The organism is Akkermansia muciniphila, from assembly GCF_002884975.1.
Lineage (GTDB): Bacteria > Verrucomicrobiota > Verrucomicrobiia > Verrucomicrobiales > Akkermansiaceae > Akkermansia > Akkermansia muciniphila_C.
Genome location: NZ_PJKB01000001.1, coordinates 369,556 through 395,456 on the forward strand (window position 1 = coordinate 369,556; position 25,901 = coordinate 395,456).

General features: G+C 59.3%; 19 protein-coding genes. 4 read left to right on the forward strand and 15 right to left on the reverse strand.

Annotated elements, in window-relative coordinates; genetic code table 11:
* Positions 1-27: 27 nt before the first annotated feature.
* Positions 28-675: a L,D-transpeptidase gene (locus CXU21_RS01555; protein ID WP_102713284.1), complete on the reverse strand. Its 648-nt coding sequence runs from the start codon at positions 673-675 to the stop codon at positions 28-30.
* Between the two features lie 132 nt (positions 676-807).
* On the opposite strand from CXU21_RS01555, the gene pyrE reads away from it, so the two are divergent.
* Together pyrE and nagZ are read left to right on the forward strand one after the other, a co-directional pair.
* A complete protein-coding gene (pyrE, locus tag CXU21_RS01560; RefSeq protein WP_102713282.1) occupies positions 808-1,377 on the forward strand; it encodes an orotate phosphoribosyltransferase in 570 nt (189 codons plus the stop codon).
* Between the two features lie 14 nt (positions 1,378-1,391).
* A complete protein-coding gene (nagZ, locus tag CXU21_RS01565; RefSeq protein WP_102724801.1) occupies positions 1,392-2,456 on the forward strand; it encodes a beta-N-acetylhexosaminidase in 1,065 nt (354 codons plus the stop codon).
* A gap of 119 nt (positions 2,457-2,575) precedes the next feature.
* On the opposite strand, the gene CXU21_RS01570 is transcribed toward nagZ, so the two are convergent.
* Positions 2,576-6,985, reverse strand: a complete 4,410-nt coding sequence (locus tag CXU21_RS01570; protein ID WP_102724802.1) for a DUF6288 domain-containing protein — start codon at positions 6,983-6,985, stop codon at positions 2,576-2,578.
* 174 nt (positions 6,986-7,159) lie between these two features.
* Between CXU21_RS01570 and CXU21_RS01575 the strand changes: the two genes are divergently transcribed.
* On the forward strand, positions 7,160-8,470 hold the full coding sequence (locus CXU21_RS01575) for a malic enzyme-like NAD(P)-binding protein (protein WP_102713914.1): 1,311 nt from the start codon (positions 7,160-7,162) through the stop codon (positions 8,468-8,470).
* Between the two features lie 193 nt (positions 8,471-8,663).
* Positions 8,664-9,737 carry a hypothetical protein gene (locus CXU21_RS01580; protein WP_146016657.1) on the forward strand — a complete coding sequence of 358 codons (1,074 nt, stop codon included), beginning with the start codon at positions 8,664-8,666 and terminating at the stop codon, positions 9,735-9,737.
* A gap of 221 nt (positions 9,738-9,958) precedes the next feature.
* On the opposite strand, the gene menD is transcribed toward CXU21_RS01580, so the two are convergent.
* From menD to CXU21_RS01650, 13 genes are all read right to left on the reverse strand, one after another.
* On the reverse strand, positions 9,959-11,554 hold the full coding sequence (menD, locus tag CXU21_RS01585; protein WP_180972576.1) for a 2-succinyl-5-enolpyruvyl-6-hydroxy-3-cyclohexene-1-carboxylic-acid synthase: 1,596 nt from the start codon (positions 11,552-11,554) through the stop codon (positions 9,959-9,961).
* 5 nt (positions 11,555-11,559) lie between these two features.
* Positions 11,560-13,167 (reverse strand): class I tRNA ligase family protein, encoded by a 1,608-nt coding sequence (locus tag CXU21_RS01590; RefSeq protein WP_102724804.1) that lies wholly within the window; start codon positions 13,165-13,167, stop codon positions 11,560-11,562.
* Positions 13,168-13,808: 641 nt separating this feature from the next.
* On the reverse strand, positions 13,809-14,990 hold the full coding sequence (locus CXU21_RS01600; RefSeq protein ID WP_102725410.1) for a MalY/PatB family protein: 1,182 nt from the start codon (positions 14,988-14,990) through the stop codon (positions 13,809-13,811).
* Positions 14,991-15,017: 27 nt separating this feature from the next.
* A complete protein-coding gene (fucU, locus tag CXU21_RS01605; RefSeq protein ID WP_102713268.1) occupies positions 15,018-15,437 on the reverse strand; it encodes an L-fucose mutarotase in 420 nt (139 codons plus the stop codon).
* Between the two features lie 71 nt (positions 15,438-15,508).
* On the reverse strand, positions 15,509-16,657 hold the full coding sequence (locus tag CXU21_RS01610; protein ID WP_102713910.1) for a phosphotransferase enzyme family protein: 1,149 nt from the start codon (positions 16,655-16,657) through the stop codon (positions 15,509-15,511).
* A gap of 76 nt (positions 16,658-16,733) precedes the next feature.
* Complete coding sequence (locus CXU21_RS01615) at positions 16,734-17,651, reverse strand: hypothetical protein (RefSeq protein ID WP_146016903.1); 918 nt, start codon at positions 17,649-17,651, stop codon at positions 16,734-16,736.
* 90 nt (positions 17,652-17,741) lie between these two features.
* Complete coding sequence (locus CXU21_RS01620) at positions 17,742-18,923, reverse strand: acyltransferase (protein ID WP_102724807.1); 1,182 nt, start codon at positions 18,921-18,923, stop codon at positions 17,742-17,744.
* Positions 18,920-19,300, reverse strand: a complete 381-nt coding sequence (locus CXU21_RS01625) for a hypothetical protein (protein ID WP_102713262.1) — start codon at positions 19,298-19,300, stop codon at positions 18,920-18,922. Before CXU21_RS01625 ends, CXU21_RS01620 begins: the two co-directional genes overlap by 4 nt.
* A gap of 427 nt (positions 19,301-19,727) precedes the next feature.
* Entirely contained in the window at positions 19,728-20,729 is a 1,002-nt protein-coding gene (locus tag CXU21_RS01630) for an acyltransferase family protein (RefSeq protein WP_102724808.1), read from the reverse strand.
* 41 nt (positions 20,730-20,770) lie between these two features.
* Positions 20,771-22,009: a Coenzyme F420 hydrogenase/dehydrogenase, beta subunit C-terminal domain gene (locus tag CXU21_RS01635; protein ID WP_102724809.1), complete on the reverse strand. Its 1,239-nt coding sequence runs from the start codon at positions 22,007-22,009 to the stop codon at positions 20,771-20,773.
* Between the two features lie 15 nt (positions 22,010-22,024).
* On the reverse strand, positions 22,025-23,548 hold the full coding sequence (locus CXU21_RS01640; RefSeq protein ID WP_102713256.1) for a hypothetical protein: 1,524 nt from the start codon (positions 23,546-23,548) through the stop codon (positions 22,025-22,027).
* Positions 23,541-24,701, reverse strand: a complete 1,161-nt coding sequence (locus CXU21_RS01645; RefSeq protein WP_102724810.1) for a polysaccharide pyruvyl transferase family protein — start codon at positions 24,699-24,701, stop codon at positions 23,541-23,543. Before CXU21_RS01645 ends, CXU21_RS01640 begins: the two co-directional genes overlap by 8 nt.
* Positions 24,698-25,732: a glycosyltransferase family 2 protein gene (locus CXU21_RS01650; RefSeq protein ID WP_102724811.1), complete on the reverse strand. Its 1,035-nt coding sequence runs from the start codon at positions 25,730-25,732 to the stop codon at positions 24,698-24,700. Before CXU21_RS01650 ends, CXU21_RS01645 begins: the two co-directional genes overlap by 4 nt.
* Positions 25,733-25,901: the final 169 nt, after the last annotated feature.

Below are 25,901 nucleotides of genomic sequence, written 5' to 3' on the forward strand. Positions count from 1 at the left end.
CCTGCGGCGGGAGGGCGCAGACGTGGGCTACCGGATGGTGACTTTGGTGCCCAGGGGAGTGTGTTCAAAGAACGTCTTGGCCATGTCTGCCGGGAGCCGCACGCAACCGTGGCTGACCGGGTACCCGGTGACGAAGCCCACGTGCATGCCGTAGCCGCCCGTAATCCGCATCCAGTAGGGCATGGGCGCCGGGTCAAAGTATGTTCCCGCGGGCGCGCCGCTGGACCGGGCGTTATAGTCCCCGTTTACCACGGCTCCGGTGGCCCTGCTGCGCAGAACGCCGTAAGTGCCGGACTTGTAGTTGGCGTCTTTCTGGATGATCTTGTAGGTGCCCCTGGGGGTGCCGTAGCCTTCCTTGCCGGAGGACATGGGGGATACGCCCACCAGCGTGGCGCCTACGTAGTAGAAGACTTTCTGCTGCTTGAGGTCAATGATGATGTGCTTTTCCCCCTGGATGCCTGACGGCAGGTCCCAGTATCCCTGGCCCAGGCGGGCTTCCGGCGGAAGCTCCGTGTTGACGCCGGAGGTGGTCCCCACGCCGGACAGGTAGCTGTCCTGTCCGGACGCGCCCTGAATTTTCCCGGCTATTTTATCAAAGAGCGGGGGCCTTCCGTACGGATTGCAGGAAACGAGAATGGAACTGATAGAAACTAATGCCAGTATGCCGGATTTCATGGGAACGGGGGAATGACAGGCAGGTTATGGAGCCTCTCCGCCTTTTTGTCAAGATTTGCATGCTGTTATCCGTTGCTTATTCCGGGGGCATCTGCTATACACGGCGGAGCCATTTCATCCATCCCTATCTTCATGAGCGAACAATACGACCTTCTGAAAAGCATTCTTCTGGAAAAATCCGTGCGCACGGGAACTTTCACGCTAGCCTCCGGCAAGGTTTCCGACCTGTATGTGGACTGCCGCATGACCGCCCTGGACCCTGTGGGGGCCACGCTGGTGGGCGCGCTGGGCTGGAAGCTGGCAAAGGAGGAAATTCTTCCCCGTTTTCCGGAGGTTGCGGCCATCGGCGGCATGACCATGGGTGCTGACCCCATTTCCCTGGCCGTCGGCATGACCAGCGCCCTGGAGGGGGCAGAAAGGAAGCTCCAGGTATTCACCGTGCGCAAGGAGCCGAAGGACCATGGCCGCGGCCGCCGCATTGAAGGCAATTTCCAGGCGGGGGATACCGTCATCGTCGTGGACGACGTTATTACCACGGGCGGTTCCACCCTGAAGGCGATTGACGCCATTGAGGCGGAGGGGGGCAGGGTTGCCGCCGCTCTGGTGCTGCTGGACCGTGAGGAAGGCGGCCGCCAGGCGATTGAGGAACGCGGTATTCCCGTGTATACCCTGTACACCCGGACGTCCCTCCTGGGCAAATAATCTTTTTTCCGTTCATGCTCCCCGCCCTGATCGGCATTAGCGGCCATGAAGTGGGCGCGGAAGAGGAGGCGGGCATCCTGCGTTTGCAGCCGGCCGGCTTCGTCCTGTTTTCCCGGAACGTGGCTTCCGTGGAGCAGGTGCGGAGGCTGACGGAAACGCTGCGGAAGCTTTGCCGCCACCATCCCGTCATTGCCATTGACCAGGAGGGGGGCCGGGTGGTGCGCACCGCAGCCCTGGGCCTGAATCTTCCTTCCCCGGCTTCTCTGGCGCGGCGGAGCGGTTTTAACGGCATCGTGGAGCTGGGCGCCGTGACGGCCCTGGCGCTCCGCTGCCTGGGAGTGAACCTGAACTTTGCCCCGGTGCTGGACATCTGCCATGATCCTTCCGCCCCCAACGCGCTGCCGGGCCGCTGCTGGGGGGATAACGCCCAGGACGTGATTTCACGCGGAGGCGTTTACTCCGCCAATCTGCGCCGGGGCGGCGTGGAGAGCTGCGGCAAGCATTTTCCCGGCATGGGGCGCGCCCAGGCGGACCCCCATTTCGGTCTTCCCGTGGTTGACCTGAATGAACGGGAGTTGTTTGAGACGGACCTGCTGCCTTTCCTGGCGCTGTGTCCGGAACTGCCCGCCATCATGTCCGCCCATATCATGCTGCCGCAGATTGATCCGGATTATCCGGCCACCCTTTCCGGGCGGGTAATCGGGACTCTACTGCGGGACCGGCTCGGTTTCAAGGGCGTAGTGTTTACGGATGACCTGTGCATGGGGGCCATTACGGCGCAGCATGCTCCGGATGAAGCCGCCCTGCTTTCCCTCAGGGCCGGGTGCGACCTCCCCCTGATCTGCCATGAACCCCTCCCCTGGCTGGACGGTCTGGCCGCCCGCCTGGAGGATATAAACGCCTACGACCGGGAGGATTCCTCCAAACGGGTGGAGAAGCTGAGCGACGCCCTGTGCTTCCCATTCCCGGAAAATTCCTCCCTGTGGGATTCCTGCCTGCGCCGTGCGGAGGCTCTGTGCCGGCTGGCGGATGACGGCGCGGAGAACGGCTTGCCTTCCTCCCCCGTGCAGAGGTACTGATATTCCGGAAAAAACGTGCCGGGAGTTCCGCATGGCATGCGGCATTTTCCCGGATTCCCATTAAAAGGCGCCGCCTCACCATGGGTGCGGCGGCGCCTGGAGGGGAAGGGGGTCCTGCTTCAGTTGGCTGTGGCTATTTGCCTGGAAGCGGCCGGTTTGGCGGTGTCCGCCTTGTACACGTGCAGTTCCGCCAGGCGGACCTTGCCGCCCTTTTGGAAGAGCTTGACGCGCAGCCTGTTGGTGGTAACGGGTTCAAACGTCCTCATGCACTTGATGAATCCGTTGCCCGGAAGCTGGAGCATGCGCAGCACCTCCGGCTCATTGGCGTACATGGCTTTCTGCGCATCACTGACGCCGGCGGTGGCGGCTCCCAGGGAACCCCAGTGAATGGGAATCCACTTGCCGCCCTTGTTGGCTTCAATGACGAGGCGGTTGTAGCCTTTTTCAATCTTGATGTCCACGGCGCGCAGGGAGGCGGGGGATTTCAAGGTGAGTTCCAGCACCAGGGGCTCGTCTTCCGTGGGGGAGGCGTCCAGTTCCTCAATGGTGGTGGCGTCCCGGTCCAGCAGTTTGGCGGTGTCCACATGGCCTCCGGTGGAGGCTTTCAGCTTGTAATCCGTGACTTCCTCCGTGGCGCTCCCCAGCAGCTTCAGTTCGCGCACGCGGCATTCCAGGCCGTGCCAGTCCGTGGAAACGCGGAACAGGCAGCGGGAGCCCTGCGTCAGGCAGGAATCGTTCGGGGAGACCCAGGTTTTTTCCTTCTTCTTCTCCGTTTCATCATACACCTCAATCTGGTTGCCCTGGGAGGCGGCGGAGATGTACGTGCCGTCCGGCAGGTGGAAGGAGCAGCCCCAGTTGCCGTGGTCGCGGATCAGGATGCCCGGCACCCACAGGTGGTTGCAGTTGGTGACCGGATGGGCTTTTTCACCGCATCCCACTTCAAAGCCGCCCACGGCGATGGGGCGGTCATATTCCACGTCCAGATCATTCACGCGCCATTTGATTTTAGCGCTCATTTTCTGTACGCCCGGCTGGGTGGGGCCGCTGAGGTCCTTCTTGTAGGAGTATACGTTCCACTGGCCGCCGAATTTGGAACCGGGAGTCCAGGAGATGGTCTCCATGGGGGAGAAGGTGGTTGTATCACTGAACTGCACCGTGCCGGCAAAGTCGTACTTGTAGGCGGAGTTGGCCTTGCCTTCCAGCTCCTTGTCACGCTGGAGCCCCAGAGCGCGGCCTCCCAGCGGCTGCTGGACGTCCACGTTCAGGGAGTATTCCCCCGGCTGGAGCTTGTCGTCCTTCCGCTTGGGTTCAAAGAAGATACGCACGTCCATGCCCAGGATCATTTCCGCACAGGTAGCCTTGGTCAGCTGGTCCAGGCCGGGGATGCCCATGATGGCCTTGGCGATGGGGAGGGCCCGGGAGTTGACGATGCTCATGAGCTTGAAGCGGCTGCCCTGTTCCACCGGAACGTTTTTCAGCTCCCGGATGGCGGATTTCAGGGAACCGGGCGCCTTGGCGCCCAGCGCGGCGTTCACCATGGACCAGTTGCGGACGTAGGTATTCAGGAAGCGGGATTCCGTGTCAATGATGGGGGGGACCTTACGGAAGCTCTTGGCCTGGAATTCCGGCTTGCCCGTGATCGCCAGGTTCTGGCGTTCCGCGCATAGCGCCGTGATCCAGACGCTGGTGCGGATGTAGGTACCTATGACGGGGTCCGCCGTCATCAGTTCCAGGCGGTTGGGGTTTTGCATCATGCCGCCGTCAAACGGGCGCAGGAGCGTGAGCTTCCAGCGGAAGGCCTCCATGTTTTTGTAGTACACTTCCGGGCTCGTGCGCCAGTAGGCGGGGAGGGCCCACATGATGGAGAGCGTCTCGGAGGAGTGGCCCTGGTCGCACCCGCCGATGGGGCCTTCCCCATACATGATGCGGCTGTTCTTGGTGTACAGCTCGGGCCCCCCGCAGATGAGGGAGGCAATGTAGTACGGACCGTGGCGGCCGGAGTAGGTGCCCCCGCACTGGCGGTTGGGCTCAAAGGTGAAGGCCTCCGTCATGCGGCCGTAGGGGCCCATGCCGGTGGGGCAGATGGACTGGGCATGGTCCATCATCTTGTCCAGCACGTCGTCTTCCGTCCGTGCCGGGGTTTTGCTGGCCAGCGCCAGAAACAGGCACATGTGGGAGCCGCCGATGCTGACGCCCGTACCCGCGTAGCCGGGATGGATGCCGTGCCCGGTGACGAAGTCTCCGTAAAGGACTTCATTCTTCATGCGCTGCACGCCGTTGCGGATGGCCGGGAGCACGGAGTTGTCCCGGTAGCGCAGCCAGTATTCGCACAGGAAGATGCCCGCGGAGGCCTGGGGGACCGCCCACCAGCACTGGGAGCCGGAGAAGGCGATGTACTGCGCGGCTTTTTTGATGACAGGGTCATACTTCGGGTTGCCCGTGGCCATCAGGGCCAGTCCGGCCCAGCCCGTATCATAATGGTTGCCGCAATAGCCGCCCGGGCGCTCCCAGGAGCCGTCCTCCCGCTGCTGGGCGGCCAGCCATTCACTCATCATGTGGACCACGGCCTTGCTCTTGGCGCAGTTTTTGGGGAAACCGGGCGCGTACGTGCCCAGCTGGGGGATCTTGAACGTGACATTCTTCACGTATTTTTTCACTTCATCCGGCAGGGATGAGGAGCCGCCCACCTGCACCGTGACGCCTACGGAAGCCGCGCCGCCGGGCGTTCCAGTGCCTTTCAGCTTCCAGTCCCCCTTGGGGATGTCAAAGACCAGGGAGGAGACGGCGTGGGCCAGCCACACCTTGCGTTCGGGATCGTATTTGGCCGCCCCGTAACCCACGCTGTATTGCAGCGGCTTAAGCTTGGTCAGCGGAATGGGCGCGCCGGAGCCTTCCAGCCTCAGGTCCGACCATTCAAAGCCGTCACTGCCGATGCCGTTGCCTCCGTCATCCACATGGAGGCGGAGCTGCTGCCCGCCCTTTACCGGAATGGAAAGGGCAATGGGCTTTTTGGCCCGTTCCTCCCGGAAGACTTCCTTCCAGAGCGGGGGAACGCCCTGGATTTTTTCCACGTTTTCCGCGGGGATGACATTGAGGGTGATTTTTCCGGCGCCTTCAGCCTTGTCCACCAGAAGGCCCGCGTGCATGTCCAGGCCGCGCCTGTCCTGGTGCTGGTAGGGGCCGTACGGCACGTCCAGGCTGAGGGACGTCTTGAAGGGCTGGCCGTCAATCCCCAGGATGACGTCGCCTTCCTTCACGTATTTTTCTGCGGGGGAGCCTTCAATCACCTGGGTGACCACGTACATGTTGGCGATCGGTTCTCCGTTGGGATCCTGAAGGGGCTTGGGGACGAAGCTCCGGAAATTGGCGTCCGGCCAGGAGGAGTCCAGTCCGCGGGCGCGGAAGCCCAGCGGGCCGAAGGTGGTGATCCAGCCCTTGGCTACTTCTTCATTGCCGCCGAACCAGCTGGTGTACATGTTGGCGTACTGCTTTCTCCATTGGTTGAGCGTCATCGCCTTGGCGAATTTCTTCACGTAGGCGTTCACGTCCCCCATGTTGGTGGTCTGCTTTACGGCTTTTCCGCGCGGGCGCGCAGCGGGTGCAGGCTTGGCGGCGGCGTGTGCCGCCGGGGCGGCGGAGGGAGTTTCCTTCTGTTTGGCGGGAACGGCGGGTTCCGGTTTTTCTTCCGCGGCGGCATCCGCAGCGGGCGCTTCGGAATCTTCCGCTGCTTCTTCAGGTTCCGGAGCAGGTTCATCGGCTGAAACGGCGGAATCGTTTCCGTCCTCCTCCGCAGGGGCATCTGCGGGCGGGGCTTCTTGCGGCTGTTCTTCCGCAGCGGGCGCATTGTTTTCCGCGGCGGCGGTTTCCTGTTCAAAGGGGTCTTCCGCCTCCACGGCGGGCTGGGCGGCTTTCTTTTCCGCCTTGGGGGCTTCCTTCTTTTCCTTCCTGTGCTGGGGCTTGGCGGACTCCTGCGGAGCGGCGGGGTCTTCTGCCGGGGTCTGCGTGTAATGGTAAAGGCCGTAGGCGGCTCCCAGCAGAATCAGGAGGAGAATCCATAGCCCGGCGGAGCTTTTCTTTTTCCGGGCCTGGGGAAGAGGGATGGCGTGTGCCGGGGCTGCCGACGGACCGGGAGTGGCCAAGGTTCTCTGGTCGCGCTGGAGGGGTTCCACCGGTCCAGCCGGAGCCGCGGGCTGTTCCGCGCCAGGATGGACGCCGGGCAGGGCATAAACCAGGTACAGGGTGCCCAGGGCGGGAATTTCTCCCAGGGAGCCGGTGCGGAACTGGGCTTCAAAATCGTTTTTCAGGGGGAGGACTTCCTGTTCAATGTCCGTGGTTTCCGGATAACGCAGTTTTCCGCTTTCAGGGTCGCGCACGGCGAGACCCTGCGGGCAGAACTCGCGGACCAGGTACTGGACGTGGTTGGCGTCCGATGCGTAGTAAACGTGGCAGAGGGAATCCGTCTGCTTCAGGGACTGAATAAGATAGCCGTTGATGTTAAATCCGGAAGGCAGTGGAGGCGTAGTTTCCATGGTCACGAGGCAATTGATAATCCGGCTAGTTATTACCACACCCGGAGGCCTCTTTCAATGTAAAAAGCCGTTTTTCAATCCCGGCGTGTGACGCGATTAAATGATTATTTGCTTGAACCCATGGTGATTATGTGGTGCAAGCAAGGCTCGATTTTCCGTTTTTTCATTACGATCATGAGTTCCGATATCAGATTAGATGCCTTGCAGTACCATTCCCAGCCCCGCCCCGGCAAGGTGGAGACGCTGCCCTGCAAGCCCTGCTTTTCGCAGCGGGATTTGACGCTCGCCTATTCCCCGGGCGTGGCCGAACCCTGCCTCCGCATTAAGGAGGACCCCTCCCAGAGCGCCCTGTACACGGGCCGCTCCAACCTGGTGGGCGTGGTGACCAACGGCACCGCCGTGCTGGGCCTGGGCAACATCGGGCCGGACGCCGCCAAGCCTGTGATGGAAGGCAAGGGGGTCCTGTTCAAGGTGTTCGCGGACATTGACGTTTTTGACATTGAGCTGAACGTGAAGGAGCCGGAAAAGCTGATTGAGGTTATCAAGACGATGGAGCCCACCTTCGGCGCCATCAACCTGGAAGACATCAAGGCCCCGGAATGCTTCATGGTGGAGGACCGCCTGCGGGAAGAAATGAACATCCCCGTCTTTCATGACGACCAGCACGGCACGGCCGTGATCTCCGGCGCGGCCCTCCTGAACGCCGCGGAACTGACGGGCCGCAAGCTGGAAGATATGAAGGTGGTGGTCGTCGGAGCCGGGGCTGCCGGCATCTCCTGCGCCAGGTTCTATATGACGCTGGGCGTTCGCCGTGAACACATTTACATGTTTGACTCCAAGGGGTTGATTCATACCGGACGCATTGACCTGCACGCCACCAAGGCCCAGTTCTCCCAGTCGGAGGACTGCTCGCTGGATGAAGCTCTGACCGGGGCGGACGTGTTCCTGGGGCTTTCCACCAAGGGGCTGCTCACGCAGGACATGGTGAAGCTCATGGCTCCTTCCCCCATCATCTTCGCCTGCGCGAATCCGGACCCGGAAATCACGTACCAGGACGCCAAGAAGGCCCGTCCGGACTGCATCATGGGTTCCGGCCGTTCCGACTGGCCCAACCAGGTGAACAACGTCTCCTGCTTCCCATTCATTTTCCGCGCCGCGCTGGATGTGCACGCTACCGTCATTAATGAACAGATGAAGATTGCGGCCGCGCGCGCCCTGGCTGATCTGGCGAAGGAGCCTGTCCCGCAGGAGGTGGTTGACCTCTACGGGGGCGCTCCCCTCAGCTTTGGCATTGACTACGTGATTCCCAAGCCCATTGATCCCCGCATCATTGAATGGGAATGCCCGGCAGTGGCCCAGGCGGCCATGATCTCCGGAGTGGCCCAGTCCCCCATCCGGGACATGGAGGCCTATACGCTTGAACTGCGCAAGCGCATTGCCGCCGCCCGGGAGCGCGTCTCCGGCGTGGTGCGCAGCTACCTTTAACCGTCTCCGGCGCAGGGCCGGAAAACGCATGCCGCTGGCTGCACGGAACCGGGGGAACGTCATGTTCCGCCCGGTTTTTTTTGCCGGGCAGGGAGGTTTTTTAATGGCAGGGATACCGCTTCGCTTCAAATATGCCCGGAGGCGGAAAAGAGGATTGCGGACCGGGGCTTCCTGCCGTATGAAATGGGCAGACATGTCTGTTCATGGTGCTGCCTTGTTGAATGTTATTTTAGCTGTCTGTGCCTCATCCGCCTGGGCGCTTTCCGCCGCTCCGGCGGAACCTGCTCCCGTGCTCCCGTCTTCCGACTGCCTGCCGATGGCGGAAATGCTGGCGGAGAAGTGGGAAGAGGCTGTTCCCCGGACTTGGGAGGATTGTGACCGTTATCTGGCGGCGGGACGGCTGGCGAATGATCCTTGCGCCCTGAAGGCGAAGAAGGACGGCCTGGGCCTGGTGCCGGATGCCGCCTGGAAGGAGGAGGAAGGCTGGAAAGCGGTGCAGGTTCACCTGGACGGCACCGTGTCCTTCATTCTTTTTGATGAGGTGGGCATTCCGGAGCCATTCTTTCCGGGGCTGTGCCGGGTGACGGTGGATCACCGTTCCTCCACGGTGGTCAGGCTGGGATACGGCGCGTGGAAGGCGGGCAGGGCCAAGGCGCTGTACCGCACGTCCTATTGCTTTGACCCGAAAGGGAAGAGGATGGGGGAAATTTGCGACGTCTCCTTCCCGGACGGACGGAACTTCAATGAGTGGACCTTTTCCCACAAACCTGAGGGGCTTTTTGCATGCAGGGATGAATCCTGGGCCCTCTCCGGCCTCCGGTCGTATACCCGCCATACCTGGGGCATGAAAGACGGGCGTCTACTCTGGTGGAGAATAGAGGAGATTCCCTTGCCGGACAAGGAGCTCCCGGACCACCGGGAACAGGGGCGGCAGCAGGCTGTTTACGTTTCCGTCATGTACTTTCCGGAAAAGGGCGGCCCGCATCCTTCCCTGCAAATTAATGAGAATGTGGAGAAGAAGGAATCCCGGTGCCTGTTTTACGACGCTTCCGGTCACGGTACGGCCCTGCTGGTCTACCGGGATGGAGTGCTGGACAGAAAGCAATCCTGGTTTTTCCAGCCGCGCATGGATGCCGCCGCCATGGCGGCAAGAGAGAGGAAAGCGCGGAATGGGGAAGAGCGGCGGATGCTGAAACTCCTGTACCGTTTTGCACCGTATGCGGAAAGGCAGCGGGAAAAGCCCGCGCCGCCGGGATGGGCAGGTTGAGTTGACGGAGGGTAACAGGAGAGGCTGTGAAGCTGCTGCCCGCATCAATACGGAAAAGCGGTTATGGCTTGCAACGCTCCATGCGTCTGTAGACAGGGACGGGCTTCATTCGGCGCATTCCAGGCAACCGGGATATCCCGGTTGCCCGCTCTTCATACCTGAATTCCATGCGGAGCGCAACGGAGGAATTTAGCAACCACGCCGGCAAGCAAACCGTATCTTCAACTTCCCGCCAGCGCGGTTCTGACGTGTTCCGTTTGCTCCGTGTCCGGGATGAGCTCCACAAGCGTCTGGCTGTTTTCAGCCAGGGAGTCAAGCTGGTCGAAGTCCTCCGCCGTGCGGACCGCCAGGTAACGCATGCCCCATTGTTCCGCAATAGCCTTGAAGGAATGGGCGTGGGGCTGCACGAGCAGCTTCCGCATGGCTTCCGTATGGCTGGCCGCTCCGGGCAGGGCGCGGAAGATGCCGCCGCCGCCGTTGTTGATGACGCCGAGAACGCGGGTTCCCTTGTCCAGCTGGGGTAGGAGGGCCAGCGCGTTGGAGTCGTACATGGCAGTCAGGTCTCCCACGAGTCCCCAGGAGCGGGAGCACCGGGCGGAGACGCCCAGAAAGGAGGCGATTTGCCCGTCGATGCCGTTGGCCCCCCGGTTGGCGCGTACGTTTTCCGTGGGGATGGCCGTCTGGGCAAAGCTGTTCCAGTACCGCACGGGCATGGAGTTGCCCAGGTAAATACAGTCGCCGTCCGCGGCAAAGCAGGAGAAGGCGCGCACCATGGCCTGCTCGCTGTCCGGGCAGGTGATGAGCAGTTCCTCCATCAGGGCTTTTTTGCGCTTGTTCATGGCGCGCAGGCCGTTGACGTCCCCCACGGTGTCCACATCCCCCAGCGCGTGCAGAATGTCTTCCAGGCCTCCGGTGACGACGGTGGAGGGGCGGGCCAGTCCGGAAAAACCGGTGCGGGTGATGGAAAAAACTTCCGTGGAGGGGATGTCCTCCAGGTCACGCCAGAAGCGGGCCACGGGCACGTCCCCTATTCTGAGCAGGACGGCGGGCGGGTTTTCCCGCAGCAGGGCGTCCGCGTCCGTCAGGGCCAGGTGCGCCAGTTCCTCCCGCAGGCCGGAGGTGGCGTCCGCCACCACAGGGGCTTTCAGTTCATTCACCAGCCACAGGGCAGGAGCCTGTTCCGTGGGGTCCAGTCCGCCGAGCATGACCACCAGCCCGTCGCGCGATTTGAAGCGCAGGGCCCGGGCCAGTTCCGCCAGGGAGCCGCGGAAGCCGCTGTCTTCCGGCGGTTCCGCCGGGTAAAGGTCGCAGTCGCCGGGGTTCCAGGCGGGGTCCGGGTCCGGCAGGCAGACGTTGATGTGCAGGGGGGAGGCGTAATCCCAGTCTTCCAGAATGTCTTCCGGCAGGCTGTCCGTCGTTTCCAGGTCAATCGTGGGCGCGTAAACGCCGAAGATGTCCGCCTGTTCAATGGCCTGCGGAGCGGCGGAGCCGCGGTAGTCCGCCGGGCGGTCCGCCGTGAGCAGGAGCAGGGGGCGGCGCTCATAGTATGCCTCCACTACGGCCGGGAGCAGTTCCGCCGCCGCCGTTCCGGAGGTGGTGACCACGGCCACGGGCAACCCCATGTCCTGAATGCGGCCCAGCGCGAAGAAGGCGGCGGACCGTTCGTCAAAGTGGGTCCATTTCACCAGGTCCTCCGCGGCGGCCAGTACCTGGAGCAGCGCCATGTTGCGCGCGCCGGGGCAGACCACCCATTCACAGATGCCGCCCAGGCAGCACTGGGCCAGCAGGGATTTGACGAAGGAAGCGGAGGAACTCACGGGAATCAGCCTTGTTTTTTGGCCGCCTTGGCCGCTTTTTCAGCCAGTTTGGCCTTTTCCTCTTCCGAGAGAATGCGGGGGAAGACGGGGGCCGGGTCATTGATGCGGTGCCCGGAGGGAAGGATTCCCCAGGCCAGGGAGGACGGCGTGCGGTCCCGGAACAGGTCCGCGGCGTTCAACTGGTCCAGGATGCGGGCGGAAGCGTCCGGCAGGACGCAGCCGATGAGGTAGCCCGTCTGGGCGCAGCATTCCAGCAGGTGGCGCAGCACGCAGCGGAGGCGCGGCGCGGCGGCCTCATCCTTGGCAAGCTGCCAGGGCTGCTGCTGTTCAATGTACGCGTTGCAGGCGGAAACCTGGGCGTTCAGGGCCGCCAGGGCGTCTGAGACCATGTTGTCATCCATGGATTTGGAGAACAGGGTGACGGCTTGGTCCATGGTGACGCGCAGGGCCTTGGAGGCCTCGTCATCATACTCCTCTTCTCCGGAGATGACGGAGTCGCAGTAGCGGCGCGTCATGTTGATGGAGCGGTTGCACAGGTTGCCCAGGTCGTTGGCCAGCTCCGTATTGTACAGCATGACCAGGCGGTCCGCGTCAAAGTTGGCGTCCTTCCCGGTGGTGATGTCCCGCACCAGGTAATAGCGCACGGGTTCCGGGCCGAACTGTTCCGCCAGCAGGTTGGGGTCCACCACGTTGCCGATGGACTTGGACATTTTTTCCCCGTTGATGTTCCACCATCCGTGCACAAGCAGGGTGGGCATTTCCTCATCGGAGAAGCCCATGGCGTGCAGCATGGCGGGCCAGTACACGCCGTGGGCGGGCACCAGGATGTCCTTGCCTATCACTTCGCAGTCCGCAGGCCAGAGTTTGGAGAATTCCGGTAGCCCGCTGTCCGGTTCCGCCAGATAACCGGCGAAGGAGACGTAGTTGATCAGGGCGTCAAACCAGACGTAGGTGACGAATTCCGGGTCAAACGGGAGTTCGATTCCCCAGGAAAGGCGGCTCTTGGGGCGGGAAATGCAGAGGTCCGAGTCAAAGTCAATGGCGTTGAGCACTTCCGCCTTCCGGAAGGCCGGAAGAACGAAGCTGCTGCTCTTTTCCATAAACTGCTTCATCCACTCCACATGGTCCGTGAGGCGGAAGTACCAGTTTTCTTCCTCCAGTTCCACCACTTCACCCCATTCCGGGCCAAAGTTGCCTTCCGCGTCCCGTTCCTTGTCCGTCAGGAATTGTTCCTGCCGCACGGAGTAGAATCCCTTGTAGGATTTTTTGTAAAGCTGCCCCTTGTCCTTCAGGTTCGTCAGGATTTTCTGCACGCAGGCCTTGTGGCGCGGGTCCGTGGTGGAGGCCCACCCGTCATTGCTGATGCCCAGGCGCTCCCACAGGGCCAGGAATTTGGCCGTGATGTTGTTCACGTGTTCCTGCGGCGTAATGCCCAGTTTTTCCGCCGTCTGCTGTACTTTCTGCCCGTGCTGGTCCACCCCGGTCAGGAAATAGACTTCCTCCCCCTTCATCCGGTGCCAGCGCGCAAGAACGTCCGCAAGGACTTTTTCATAGGCGTGCCCGATGTGGGGCGGTCCGTTGGTGTAATCAATGGCCGTGGTGATGTAGTACATGCGGGGAACGATACTCCTTTCCTTTTATTTTGCAAGTAAAGTCACTCCCTGCCAGTGTTTGGGAAGCGAAAGGCCGTGTTTGAATGCAAGCCGTCAGGAGCGTGGAAGGCCCTTGCTGCAACTGAAAAGAAAATGAGCGCAGGAGAACGAAGATGAACAAGGGGGGAATTCTCCTGAGCGTAGCCTTTAACCGTGTATTTTTTAATACTACAAAAGGCTGCGGCGTTCCCCTCAGTTTTTTCCGGACAACCCCTGAATGGCGCGGAAAAGAGCGCTTGACCGTGCCTGTGCCTGATGTGAACAGGGTTAATTCTGCTTCGCGTAGGAAATGATGAAAAAGATGAATGAAACAACAGCAAGCAGGAGGGAGAAAAAGGCAACCATTTTTTCATCTCCACCAGTTGAACCTATTGTCAGTGCGGTAGTTATCAGAGAAAACCCAAAAATAACGGAAAAGGCAATTCTATTCATATCATCCGCCATCGTAATCCATTTTTCCCTGGGAACAACCATTTAGTGATGGTTTTCCCGTGTAAATGGGTTTTCCAACTCTTTTCCCGGGCTCCGGCTGTGACCGGTCGGAAACCAGGCGTTCCCTCTGCTGGCGTCAACCGTGCCGGACGGCCTTGAAGCTTCTCTCGTCAGAAGCCGCGGTTCCGGTACGCTTCTTCCAGCTGGTTGAGCGCGCGTTCCAGGATGGAGCGCGGGCAGCCCGCGTTCAGGCGCATGAAGCCTTCTCCCTCTTTGCCGAAGATGGAGCCGTCATTCAGGGCCAGATGCGCTCCGTCTACGAAGAATTCCACCAGCTCCTTCTGCGAGAGGTCCAGTTCCCGGCAGTCCAGGAAAACCAGGTAGGAGGCGTCCGGAATCATGGCCTTGATTTTGGGCATGCGGCGGCGCAGTTCCCGGTCAATGAAGCGGATGTTTTCCTGAATGTAGTCCAGCGCCTGCTGGAGCCATTCCTCCCCTTCCGGGCCGGAGTAGGCGCTGATGAGCCCCTCATACGCAAAGACGTGGCCTTCCGCCAGCTCCCTGCCGCTGACAAAGCTCTGGTATTTCCCGAAGAGGGCCGGATTCTGGCAAACCAGGTAGGAACTGCCCAGGCCGGGCACGTTGAAGGCCTTGCTGGGCGCCATGTAGGTGATGGAGTTCATGCGCGCCTGCCCGGAGACGGTGGCGAACACGGTGTGCGTGTGGCCGGGGAGGGCCAGGTCCGCGTGAATCTCGTCAGAGACAACCAGCGTGCCGCTTTCCGCGCAGATTTCCGCCACGCGGCGCAGTTCCTCCCGGCTCCACACGCGGCCTCCGGGGTTGTGGGGATTGCACAGGATGAACATGCGGCAGCCGCGGACGGCCTCCTGCATGCGGTCAAAGTCCATGCGGTAGCGCCCTTCTTCCAGAATAAGGGGGTTGTTCACGATTTCCCGTCCGTTTTCCCGGATAATCATGGCAAAGGGATGGTACACCGGGGGCTGGATCATGATCTTGTCCCCCGGTTCCGTGAAGCACTGGATGGCGCTGGATATGCCGGGAACGATGCCAGGCGCGAAGCCGATTTCCGAGGCGCGCACCTTCCAGCCGTGGCGGCGCCCCACCCAGTCCCGGATGGCTTCAAAGAAGGCGCGCGGCTTGACGGTATACCCCAGGATCTCATGCTCACAGCGGCGCCGGATGGCCTCCATGATGAACGGGGGCGTTTTAAAGTCCATGTCCGCCACCCACAGGGGGAGCAGGTCATCCCGGCCCCAGCGGGGCAGCAGGGCTTCATATTTCAGGGCGCCGGTGCCGCGGCGGTCGATCACTTCGTCAAAGTCGTACTGCATGGATTTGTCTGTCTGCGTAGGCAAGTGTCAGGAGATGGGGGTAACGCCCTTTTTCAGGATGATATTGCCGTATTTGGCGGTTTCTCCGGTGATGACCACGGCATAGGCCTTTCTGGCCCGTTCATAAAAGGCGTAGCGCTCCATTTGTTCAATGTCTCCTTCATAGTTCAGGGCCTTGCGGTACTTGGCCTCCACCGCGGGGTCCAGGGAGTCTCCCGGAACCGGAGCCATCATGATGACGGGAGTGGCGTACGCGTCCAGTTCAAGGAGGGGGATGACGGCGGCCAGCAGGGCGTCCGCTCCCAGCCCGTCCGCCCTCAGTACCGTGGGGTTGAAGGTATGGCCGGGAAAATGGGCGTCTGAAAAGACGATTTCATCGCCATGCCCCATTTCCGCCAGGATTTTCAGCAGGGAGGGGCTGATGAGGGGAGAAATATTTTTTAACATGCGCGGGAGTATACCAAACACCCGCGTTCTGAGACGATCACAAAATCAGGCGTCCGTTAATTAGGTTTCCGTCAGTGGGAGGCCGCATGAAAACAGCGCCGGATGCATTCTTCCATTTCCGGCATTTGCTCTTCCATGCTTTCCACCAGCTTGAGCTGGGTGCGCGCCCGGTGCAGGTTGTGGCGGTCCCGCTCCGTTTTAAAGTAAACGTCCCCCTCCAGGTAGTCCGTCAGGAAGCGGATTCCGGTTTCCAGCGTGATGAGCACTCCGGAAAAGGCCAGTTTGGAGACTTCCAGCGGCGTGATGAAGTTCCTGGCGGCGTCCAGGTATCCCCTGACCACAGCTTCAAACATGGGCATGCGCAGGAAGGTCTTATCCAGGTCTTCCTCATCTTCCGCCGCGGGGGAGGTCATGGTGCGCACCATGTCTCCAAAGTCATACAGCACGCTGCCGGGCATCACCGTGTCCAGGTCAATGACGCAGACGGCCTTGTCCGTTTCCTTGTCCAGCATCACGTTGTTGATCTTGGTATCATTGTGCACGATTCTGACGGGGAGCTCCCCCTGTTCCTGAAGGTCCAGCAGAACGTCCACGTACCGTTCACGGCGGCGGATGAACTCCAGCTCCCTCCGGCAGGAGTCCAGCCTTCCGCGGGAATCACGGGCTGCCGCTTTTTCCAGGCGGTCAAAGCGCCTGCGGGTGTGGTGGAAAAACGGGATGGTCTCATGAATATCCTCCGGATTCATGTCGCACAGGAGCTGCTGGAAGGCGCCGAAAGCGCGGGCCGCTTCATAAGCCTGGCGGGGATGTTCCGCCACGTCAAACGTGTGGGTGCTTTCAATGCAGTTGTAGCAGCGCCAGAAGCCGGAGCCGGGAATTTCCAGGTACTTGCGGCCTCCGCGGGCGGAATACAGGTTAAGCGTCTGGCGGAAGGGCGTTTTCAGCACCCGGAGCATTTTCCACCGGATGTGGTTGGTCACCTTTTCCACATTGTGCATCACGTCCCGGGGGCATTGGAAGACGGCGTCATTGACGCGCTGGAAGATGTAGCGGTCCGTGGTGCCGTCCATTTTCCGGTAGGTGGCCCGGAAGGTCAGGTTGATATGGCCGCTGTTGATGGTATCGCAATGGAGGAATTCCCCGGCAATGGCGAAGGCGTCGCCCAGGGCGGCAACCTGTTCCTGGAGGGAATCAGTATGGAAAACGGCGGACAGGGGCATGGCAGGGGAGAGAAGCAGGCCCCCGGCGCGTTGCTTGGAAGCGCCGGGGGCCGCAGGGGTATGGATGAATGGAGGCTTAGAAGGAGTAGGTAACCCCCAGGCCCGCCACAAACGTGAAGTTATGGTAGATCTGGATGGGGGCTCCCAGGGAATAACGTTCGGTATAGATGCGGTGGTTGGCCGTTCTGCCGCCGTTGCCCAGCCAGACGGTGCTGATGAACGGGGTGAGGACCAGGCGGTCTACGGTTTTGAAGGGGACGGCCACGGTCACGCCGATGCCCTGCGTTCCGTTGTCATTGATGGAAGTCCGGTCAAAATAGCCGACGGTGGCATTCCACGTTCCCGCTACGATCAGGGAGACGGCCTGGTTAAAGTCATATTTGTAACCCAGGGTGTTGGTGAACCACCAGCCGGACATCCAGCGGAAGGTGTACTGGACGCGGCAGTCCCAGAAGAAGTTTTCAAGCCCCTTGCCGAAGTCGTGATGGAGGTCCATGACGAAGCTGTGCTCTTCCGCGCGGGCGTGGTCAAACGCCGGGAAGCCGGAGGTCTGGCCCAGGTGGCCGTTCATCAGGCCGGGCAGGCCGCCGTTGACGAACTGGTAGCCCAGGGAAACCATGGTATAGTCGCTGAGCTTGCGGGTGACGCCCAGCAGGGCCGTAGATTCATCAGAGATGCCGATGTGGCTGTGGGTCAGGTTGTTCTGGGTCAGCCACTCGTATTTCAACCCCGCAAGCAGGGCGTATTTGTCATTGAGGTCATAGGAGCCGACGGCCGCCACGGGAATCACGTGGTTGGTGCCGGAAAACTCAAAGGAAAGGCCGCGGCTGATGTATTCTGTAGCATAGCCCGTCGCCAGCATGGCGGAAAACGGGCGGGAGGCGTCATAGGATGCATTCAGCGCCCGCAGGGGGACATGAATATCTGCGGAGGCCATGCCGGAGAGAGAGAAGGCCGCCGCGCACACGGCAGAGGTAATAGTTGTATATTGCATGTTTTGCGGCCATAATAATGATGCCGTTCAATTCCGCAAGACATTCTTTAGGAAATTGAAAGAATTTACAGTTAAATTTAGGCCCGGAAGTTATGATGGAATGCTCCGGAGAATCCATTGCTTCAATTTTGACAGGACAGCCTCCAGTTTAACGGAGAGTTCCCGGATATGGAGCAGGCGGAACAGGACGCTCCGGACGGAGTCGATCATGCTGCATGCCAGGTAGATGCCCAGGCTGATTCCCAGCGCTCCCGCGGCCATGATGTACCAGGGGGAATCCTGCAGCACGGCAAACCGTCCCTTCATGACATGATGCCACACAAGGGGATTGGAGTGAATCAGGTAAACGGCAAAGGAAAACGGGGCAAGGAGGGAAATCAGGCGGATGGCCGCCCTGCTGGTGATGCGCATGCGCGCGCAGGCCTGGAGCAGGAAGAAGGAGGACAGGCAGCAGAACGGCGCCGTATAAACGGCAAAGAGTTTTTCCGAAATGCCCTGCCGGAAGGGAAGATAATCCCATGCCAGCATGCCCGCCGTAGCCAGAAGGCAGCAAAGGAGGTAATAAAACGCGGGCCGCTTTAACGTGCTCCATAACTGGAAATGGCTGATGCAGCCTCCCGCAACATACAGGCAGCCCAGCCAGATGGCGCTGTATCCGCCGTGGCTGAGCCAGTCTTCATTTCCGGAGATGGTGGCCAGGAGGGAGAAAATAATGAAGATCAGCAGGCAAAGCCATTTGGCGGATTCCCTGCCAAGGGAACGGATGAGCGTATTCAGGAAGGGAATAAAGAAAAAAAGGACGGCATAAGCCGTAAAGTACCAATAGGCCATGCGCAAAACGGGAAAGAAGGCCTGGAACATTCCCTTAAGGTTTACGCTTCCCGGCATGAGCCATTTAAATAAAAAGGTTATTCCAACGGTGTAAAAGAAAACCTGAAACCATAAATTGATAAAACGGGAAATGCGGTGCGGCACCCTGACGCCCACATAACCTGTAATAAGCGCAAAACTGTTGACCGCGCAGAAGGCGCTGAGCTCAAGAAACCATGAAACGGCGTAATTGGGAGTTCCCAGGGTGTTGTTGGCCAGATTGCCGGCCTCCCCCCATTTGAGCACGTGCAGAAGAACCACGAAGAACATGGACAGGCATCTGAGAAAATCAATGCCGTAGTTTCTGGAATGGACCGGCCCACCCATGGGCAGTACCAGGGGCGCGGAGTTGTCCATGCCGGAGCCTGCCGCGTCTGCGGTCACTTCTTTCCGGCGGTTCATTGGGCTCCGTCCTCTCCGTCTGTGAGGTTCTTCGCGGCCGCTTCCACAGCCCGTGACAGGAATTCCTCCATCGTGAGGTTTTGCCGGACGGCCGCCTTCATGGCAAGGTTGAGTACCCTGTTGCTCAGGGGAACCGTGATGAGGGAGGAAATCTCATGAGGGGCGCCGCCCACGGCCTCCTGGCCTTCCATAAACCGCTTGATGAGGATTTGAGCGTGGCGGGAGAGTTTTTTTCTGACAAAATAATTGTCAATGGCGCTTCTGTTCATGCCAATGGCTGAAGCCAGCGCGGAGCGGCTGATATGATTTTCAGCCATCCAACGCCCCAGCTGCAGAATATCCACAAGAGGTTCTTCCATGTGGGGAACTTTGCTCATTGTAATGGTGAATCAAAGATTTTGAGCTGAGTATGATTGATAATCGCTCAATGAATGTCCTTATTGAACACAATAAAGGATGAATGCCGTCAATGAATGCGGCTGTTTCACGAAGAGGCCGCTGTTTTTTTGGACAGAGCCATTTGGCTTCCGTTCTTTTCTGGGGACTTTATCCGTTATCAGAAATGAATAAAAAACCGTGGGCAGTGTTTTTGCTGCGGCTCGCAGTCCTTGTTTGCCACGTTAGGGCGTTCCCGGTTCCCCGCAATTTTATTGCTGGAATTAAAGTCTCCGTGCACGTTCAGGTCCCGCCCCGCTATGTTTGCAGAGAGGGCAGGGACCCTGGCGGACGTATCCGGGGAAAGCGGCCATGGGATAACAAGGCTCCTCCGGGCGGAAATGGCCGTGCCGCTTGTTTTTAATGGGTTTAAGCCGACGGCTTTCCTGACGGCCGTTTAACATGGGCCAGATACGGCAGCAGGAACGGGGCGAAACGTTTCAAGGCAACGTAAAACAGCACAATGGCCGTGAATGTCAGCAACGGCGTGAACAGGGCGAACGCGCCGAATTTCATGGAGGGAGGAAGGCATTTGTAAATGGGCATGTGCAGCATGAACGTCAGAAAGCAGGCGGGAGCCAGCAGGGCTATTCTGGCGGCCACGCCGGGAAGGCGCTTTTCCATCCAGATGCCCGCGTACATAACCAGCATGACTCCCAGCAGCATGCCCGCGACCGTTTCCGTCCACAGGGAGAGGATTCCGGCGGAGTGCAGCAGAACCATCGCGGAGGAAACGAGAATGCTTGCGCAGAAGACGATGCCGAATTTTTTGTTCAACACCAGGTGGATGTCGTCAATCCGGCGGGAGCTGAGCACGACGCCCAGCAGGTAGAAGGCGCAGGACCCTACGGAGAGCGTCACGAGAGGATCGGGAGCCATGTTGCAGAAGGAGAAAAAGAGGAGCAACGCGGGCAGCAGCAGTATTTTAATGCGGGCCAGCAGCGGCGTCAGCAGGGTAAGAATGATGATGTCCCGCAGGAACCAGGAGGGGCCGATGGGGGGAACGTCATGAGGCTCGCTCCCGAAGGAGAAGATGTCCATGCCGGGCAGAAAGACGTCCCGGATGCCTGCCAGGTCCGCCAACTGGAAGGAACTGCCGCCGTGGCGGGAAAGAAGGAACAGGTACAGCACGTTCCAGAGCATGTACGGGATAAATAGCCATAAAGCCCGGTCAAAAGCCTTGTTCCAGGTGATGTTTCTGCCCAGGAAGTACCCTGCCAGTACCAGGAAGAAGGGAACCCTGCCATTGTAGAAGAGATGGATTCCCGTTGTCTTGAGCAGGGGGGAGGACAGGTGGACGTACATGATCAGGAGCGCTGCAAGCACTCTTGATACGTCAATCCATACGACGCGCTTTTTCGGTATTTCCATGTTGAGAGAGTTTTTCAACGGGGTCGGAAATAAATATTGAATTAGTGGATAAGGTTCCGGAAGGAGCTCATTAAAATGATGCGTTTCAAGATGGATTTCAGCTTTGTTTTCACTTTTGTGAAAAGAGTGGGCTTGAAATAGGAGTCCATGAGCCTGACTGCGGCCCGGTCAGACCGGCATTTAACCAATCGCCGGAAAAAAGAATCCCGACCGGGATTTTTTCTGGGGTCAAAACGCAGGCCTTCGTTATGAGTTGCGGCCTGTTCATATTCCGCGGACCGTAAAATGGAAAAGGCATCACGTACCAAGTCCAGCAATGCATGAGCTTTCGGCGATTTGCAGATTATGATGGAAAGGCCTTCCTGCATGGACAAGTCCGGAAAATAATTTTCCACCCCCCAGAAGTCTCCCAAGGTGATGTCACTGCCGCTTGCCATGTTTTTGGCGGGGCATCGTTCACATGATGGGCGGGAAAAGAGTCCTTCCAGAAAACCGAGTCCGTAGGAAGTCTGGTAAATGGAATCCTGGAATGCAGGTTTGCCGGAATGGCCTGATTCCACCAGAAAGGAATCACATCTCCAGCCGCGCTGTGGATCAAAGGTCCTTTTTCTCATGAAAACGCCTGTTGCCCCGGAAATCTTGTTTCTGGACATCAGGTCGCGGAAAAAGGCCTGCCAGACTTTGGGGGAAGGCACGCTGTGGCAGGCAACATCTACGGTGATCAGCCGATCGGAATGCTTCCGGATGACCTTTCTTAAACCCGAAATCTGGCATGGAGTTCCGGAAAATAAGACCTTACGGCCTTGTTTCAGAAAGTCCTGGACCAGGAGAAACGCATTTCCCATGGAGGATTGAATATACTTGCTGCCCTGAAGGAGGTGCAAATCTTTCATGTCTGTGATGAAATCATGGCGCACGGCCATGAAATCCTCATCCCACCTGGCGCCGAAGACAACGCCGCCTTCCTTCAGCACCTGTTCAGCCAGAACAGGGAAGATACCTCCCGAGGCGCTGTTGCTTTTGAGCCGTTCATCCCTGCACCGCGCCGCATAGGCCTTGATGGAGGAGTCCCCTCCATCCGGCACGGTAGATGGCGGGACGGGAGGGGAGATCATCGGGCAGGCGCGTTCGCACAAATGGCAGTCCACGCAGAGATTCAAATCCGTTGAGGGGTACAGGAAACCTTCTTCATCTGCATGCATGGAAATGCATTTCCGGGGGCAGATGGTCACGCAGGCATGGCAGCCGCAGCAGTCCTGTTTGCTTTCCAGAGTGATCATGTTCGTGGATGAAGATTAACAATGAAGATATTTTCTTGCCTGCTGGAGGACAATACGGCGTTCCGTGGAGGTCAGGCCCAGGAAGTAAATGCCCGCCATGGAAATGCAGCAGGACAGGAGAAGTATGATGATGTTGCCGTAGGGAATATCAGGGAAGAGGAAGAGAAGAACGGAATTCAAGGCGCAGATCAGAAGGACGACGGAAAGCGTTTTAAGAAAAACGGAGCGGACGAAGAACGTGATGGAGAGGGAGAACATTTTCTTTAACAGGAAAAGCCGAAGGCCGGACGCCGCGAGCGTCAGCAGGATGGATACCACCAGGAAGCTTGTGGGGCCGTATCCCCATTTGAAGGCCAGATAGCTCAAGGGAATATTGAGCAGGAGGATGGTGCCTACGCTGACCTGGTAAAACGCAATTTTACCCGTAGCCAGCATCACGGTGATCAAATAGGAGGAGTAGCTTTCCATCAGGACGTTCGTCAGGAAAAGGATAATGAAGATATTGGTGTACGTGGGGATTTCCTTGAGCCAGAGGGACAGGATGAAATCAATGTTGAAGCACAGCGGGATGATGAACACGGCCAGCAGGAAGAAACTGTAGCGCGTTCCGTTGAAGACGAGTTTCCACATATGCCCATAGTCGCCGGAGGCATAGCTCTTGATGATTTGGGGCTGCACGGCGCTGGAAAAGCTCCCCATCAGGGCCGTCACCCCCATGGATACCTGGGAAGCCACAGCCTGGGCGGCATTGATGAGAACCCCGAAGAAGAGGTTGATGACGACGTTGATGCCGGACCCTTTCAGCAACCATGCCACGGAACCGAACAGGTTCCAGGAGTAAAACGCTCCCATTTCTTTAAGGAAGGGCTTGTCCAGAATAAGGCGGTAGCGGCAGCTCGGGTAATGCCTCTTGCAGTAAAAGATGTAAAAGCCGCTTGAAGCCAGGGTGAACAGGAAACAGTACCCGGCAAAGTAAATCAGCCGGTCCATGGGGACGTAGTACAGCAGGATCACGCAGACGACCTTGACCACGGTCAGCGTGATGTCCACGGACGCCATAATGCGGAAATTCTCATGGGCCGCCAGCGTGGCGGAGTAAGCTACGTTGAGCACGCTGACCAGGAAGGTCATCAGGGAGAGCTGGTAAACCCAGTTGACGGCCGTCATGCGGTCCGCGGGAAAAACCATGTGGTAATTGACCGCCCAAAGCCCCACCGTTTCCCCCAGAATGAAAATGACAAGGGCAAAGAGGAACAGGATGCTCAGGGAGGAGGAAAAAACCTTGTTCAGCTTCTCGTGGTTGTTCTTTCCCAGCTCATAGGTGATGAACCGGCTGATGGCCGTATTCAGGCTTCCGTTGAACAGGCCGAAAAGGGCCACCAGGCTGCCCACCACGTTGTAAATCCCATAATCCGCTATGCCCAGGGCGTCAAGCGTAAGGCGCGAGGTGTACAGCCCGATGAGCAGATTGATCAGCGAGCGGGAATAGAGCAGCATGGTATTGCGCGCAATGCGCCTGTTGCTGTTTTCTTCAGTCATGGCGGGGACAGGGGGTGCATTGTTGAATGGCATTCCCCAGGAAGTCCATGGAATGGCGGCGCAGGGCTTCCAGGTTCCGTTCCGTGGCTTCCCAGTTGACGGGGCGCTCCAGTTGCGCGTTCATGGAGCCCTGTTCCGGGCAGTATATCCTGTCCTCCAGGCCCAAGGCTTCCAGAAGGGAAAGGACGCGGGCGTTCTGGGTGGCCGTGTGTCCGTTCTGGAGGATGGTCAGGAAAGGCTTTTGCATGATGATGGCAAATACCGTCCCGTGGAATGAATTGGTGATGACGCAGGAGGCTTCCTGAAAAGCCTGCAAAAATTGGTAGGGGTCCGGGGTGATGGCGTATTTTTCCGGAATGCAGTGTTCCGCCCCCTGGAGGGGAACCACATGAAGAGGGGCGTGCATCCTCCTGCTCACGGCTTTTACCTGTTTCCACGGCAATTGGGAAAGGCTGCTTATGTTGAGAAAGTACCCCAGCACATAAGGGGCGGCCAGGTAGGGGGGGCGGCCTTCCAGCAGCCTTGTATACTCGCGGCGGTCCGGCAGGAGGGTGGGGTCCAGTACCACGTCCACCTTTTCCGCTCCGGCTTTCCGGCAGATATCCACTCCGTTTTTTTCACGCACGGAAATGGCGGCAAATCCGGGGAATTCCCTCCGCGCATGTGCGAACCATTCCGGAGTCTGTTTTCCCCACGCGGCGCTGGCGGCGTACGCAATGCGCTTGCCGGGAGGGGCGAAGTCCAGGAGTTTTTCCGGTTCGCAGGAAGTCCATATCTGGTCGCTTCCCGCCAGGTACAGGTCAAAGCCCAATTTTTCCGCGTGAAGCTCTCCCGGACGGAAGACCGGGGGCAGGCTGTGGATTTCCTTCTCCAGAAAGGCGTCGAACGGCGGGGGAGGAAGGGGTGTTTTTCTCCGGGGGGCGAGAGAACGCGCGCAGCGAGCCAGGAAGCGGAGGGGATGGTGAAGATAGTAGGCCAGCTTTTGCCGGGAGGTGGGGGGAGCGGGGACGGGGGGCAAAGCCGGAAGTTGCTTGATCAGCGCGGATTGAATGGACATGCCGCCCAGCACGCGCTGCATGGCGTACAATTGCAGCAGGGAGCCGTAATTGCTGGTGATGAATGAGTAATGAATGGTGATGATGCCTATCTTCATGGGCGTCCGCTCTGGAAAGGGGTTCTGATTCTATTCAGCAGGGAAAGGAGCCGCGTTCCGATGCCCGCCTGCATTCTCCAATGCCGGAACATCAGGCGCAGTGACGTCATTTTTTTCCCCTTCCGCAGATAGGTTGAATAAGGAAAGGCGGTGCTGCCAAGGATGGCCGCGCGGTCTTCCCGCGCAAGCCGCCGGAGCACCTGCCCGTAAAAGTTCTTCCCCGCCAGGGCCCTGCGCAGCGTGCCCGTGACGCGTTCCCGGCGTTCCTTCCCGGGCAGGCCCCGGGGAACGCACTGGTACAGGTGGTAAATGGCCCTGATGGAGTTGATGAAATCCGCCGTGCTCATCCTTCCGTTCATGAGATTGTTCATGATGCTGCTTTCATGGCCCGTCCGGTAATGGTACAGGGGGCGCGGAATGATGGAGATGCGGTTGCAGTGGCAGAGCAGCCGGGTGGAGAATTCCATGTCTTCTGAAACCTTGAGGTCCGGGATGAAATGAATCCCGTTACGTCTGACGGTTTCCGTTTTGAAGAGCTTGGCCCAAACGGATACGTCCACCAGGGAGGAGCCGGAAAAGGCCTCATTGGTAACCGGGCATTCCGGAAGATTTCCAAGAGGGCGGTGGGGAATTTCCGTATAGGCGTCTTCCCGGTTTGACTGGTGAATGAAGATGGAGCACACCGCCATGTCGGCGCGGCTTTCCTTCATGGAGGCCAGCAGGCATTCCAGCGCGTCAGGTTCCATCCAGTCGTCGGAATCCACGAACGTCAGCCAGGGCGCGGAGGCCAGTTCCATGCCCTGGTTGCGTGCGGCGGATACGCCTTCATTCCGCTTGTGGATGATGCGGAACCGCACGTCCCTGGCGCCGTATTCATCCAGAATGGCGCCGCTCCCGTCCGGGGAGCCGTCGTCAATGCAGATGCACTCCCATTCTTCCACCGTCTGGCTGAGGACGGAATCCAGGCATTGGCGCAGGTGCTCCTCCACCTTGAAGACGGGAATGATGATGCTGACGAGGGGCTGGAGCATAGGGCTGGAAAGGAATGCGGGCGGGTTTTATCCGTTCCGCACCTGCCGGGCGCAGGAACAGGGGCCGGCGGAGGCGCATAGGCCGGAGGCATTTGCCGCGCCGCCGCTTGAGAGAGGGTTCGTCATCCGGGTTTCCTTCTTGATGTTATTCATGTGGAAATGTGCTTTT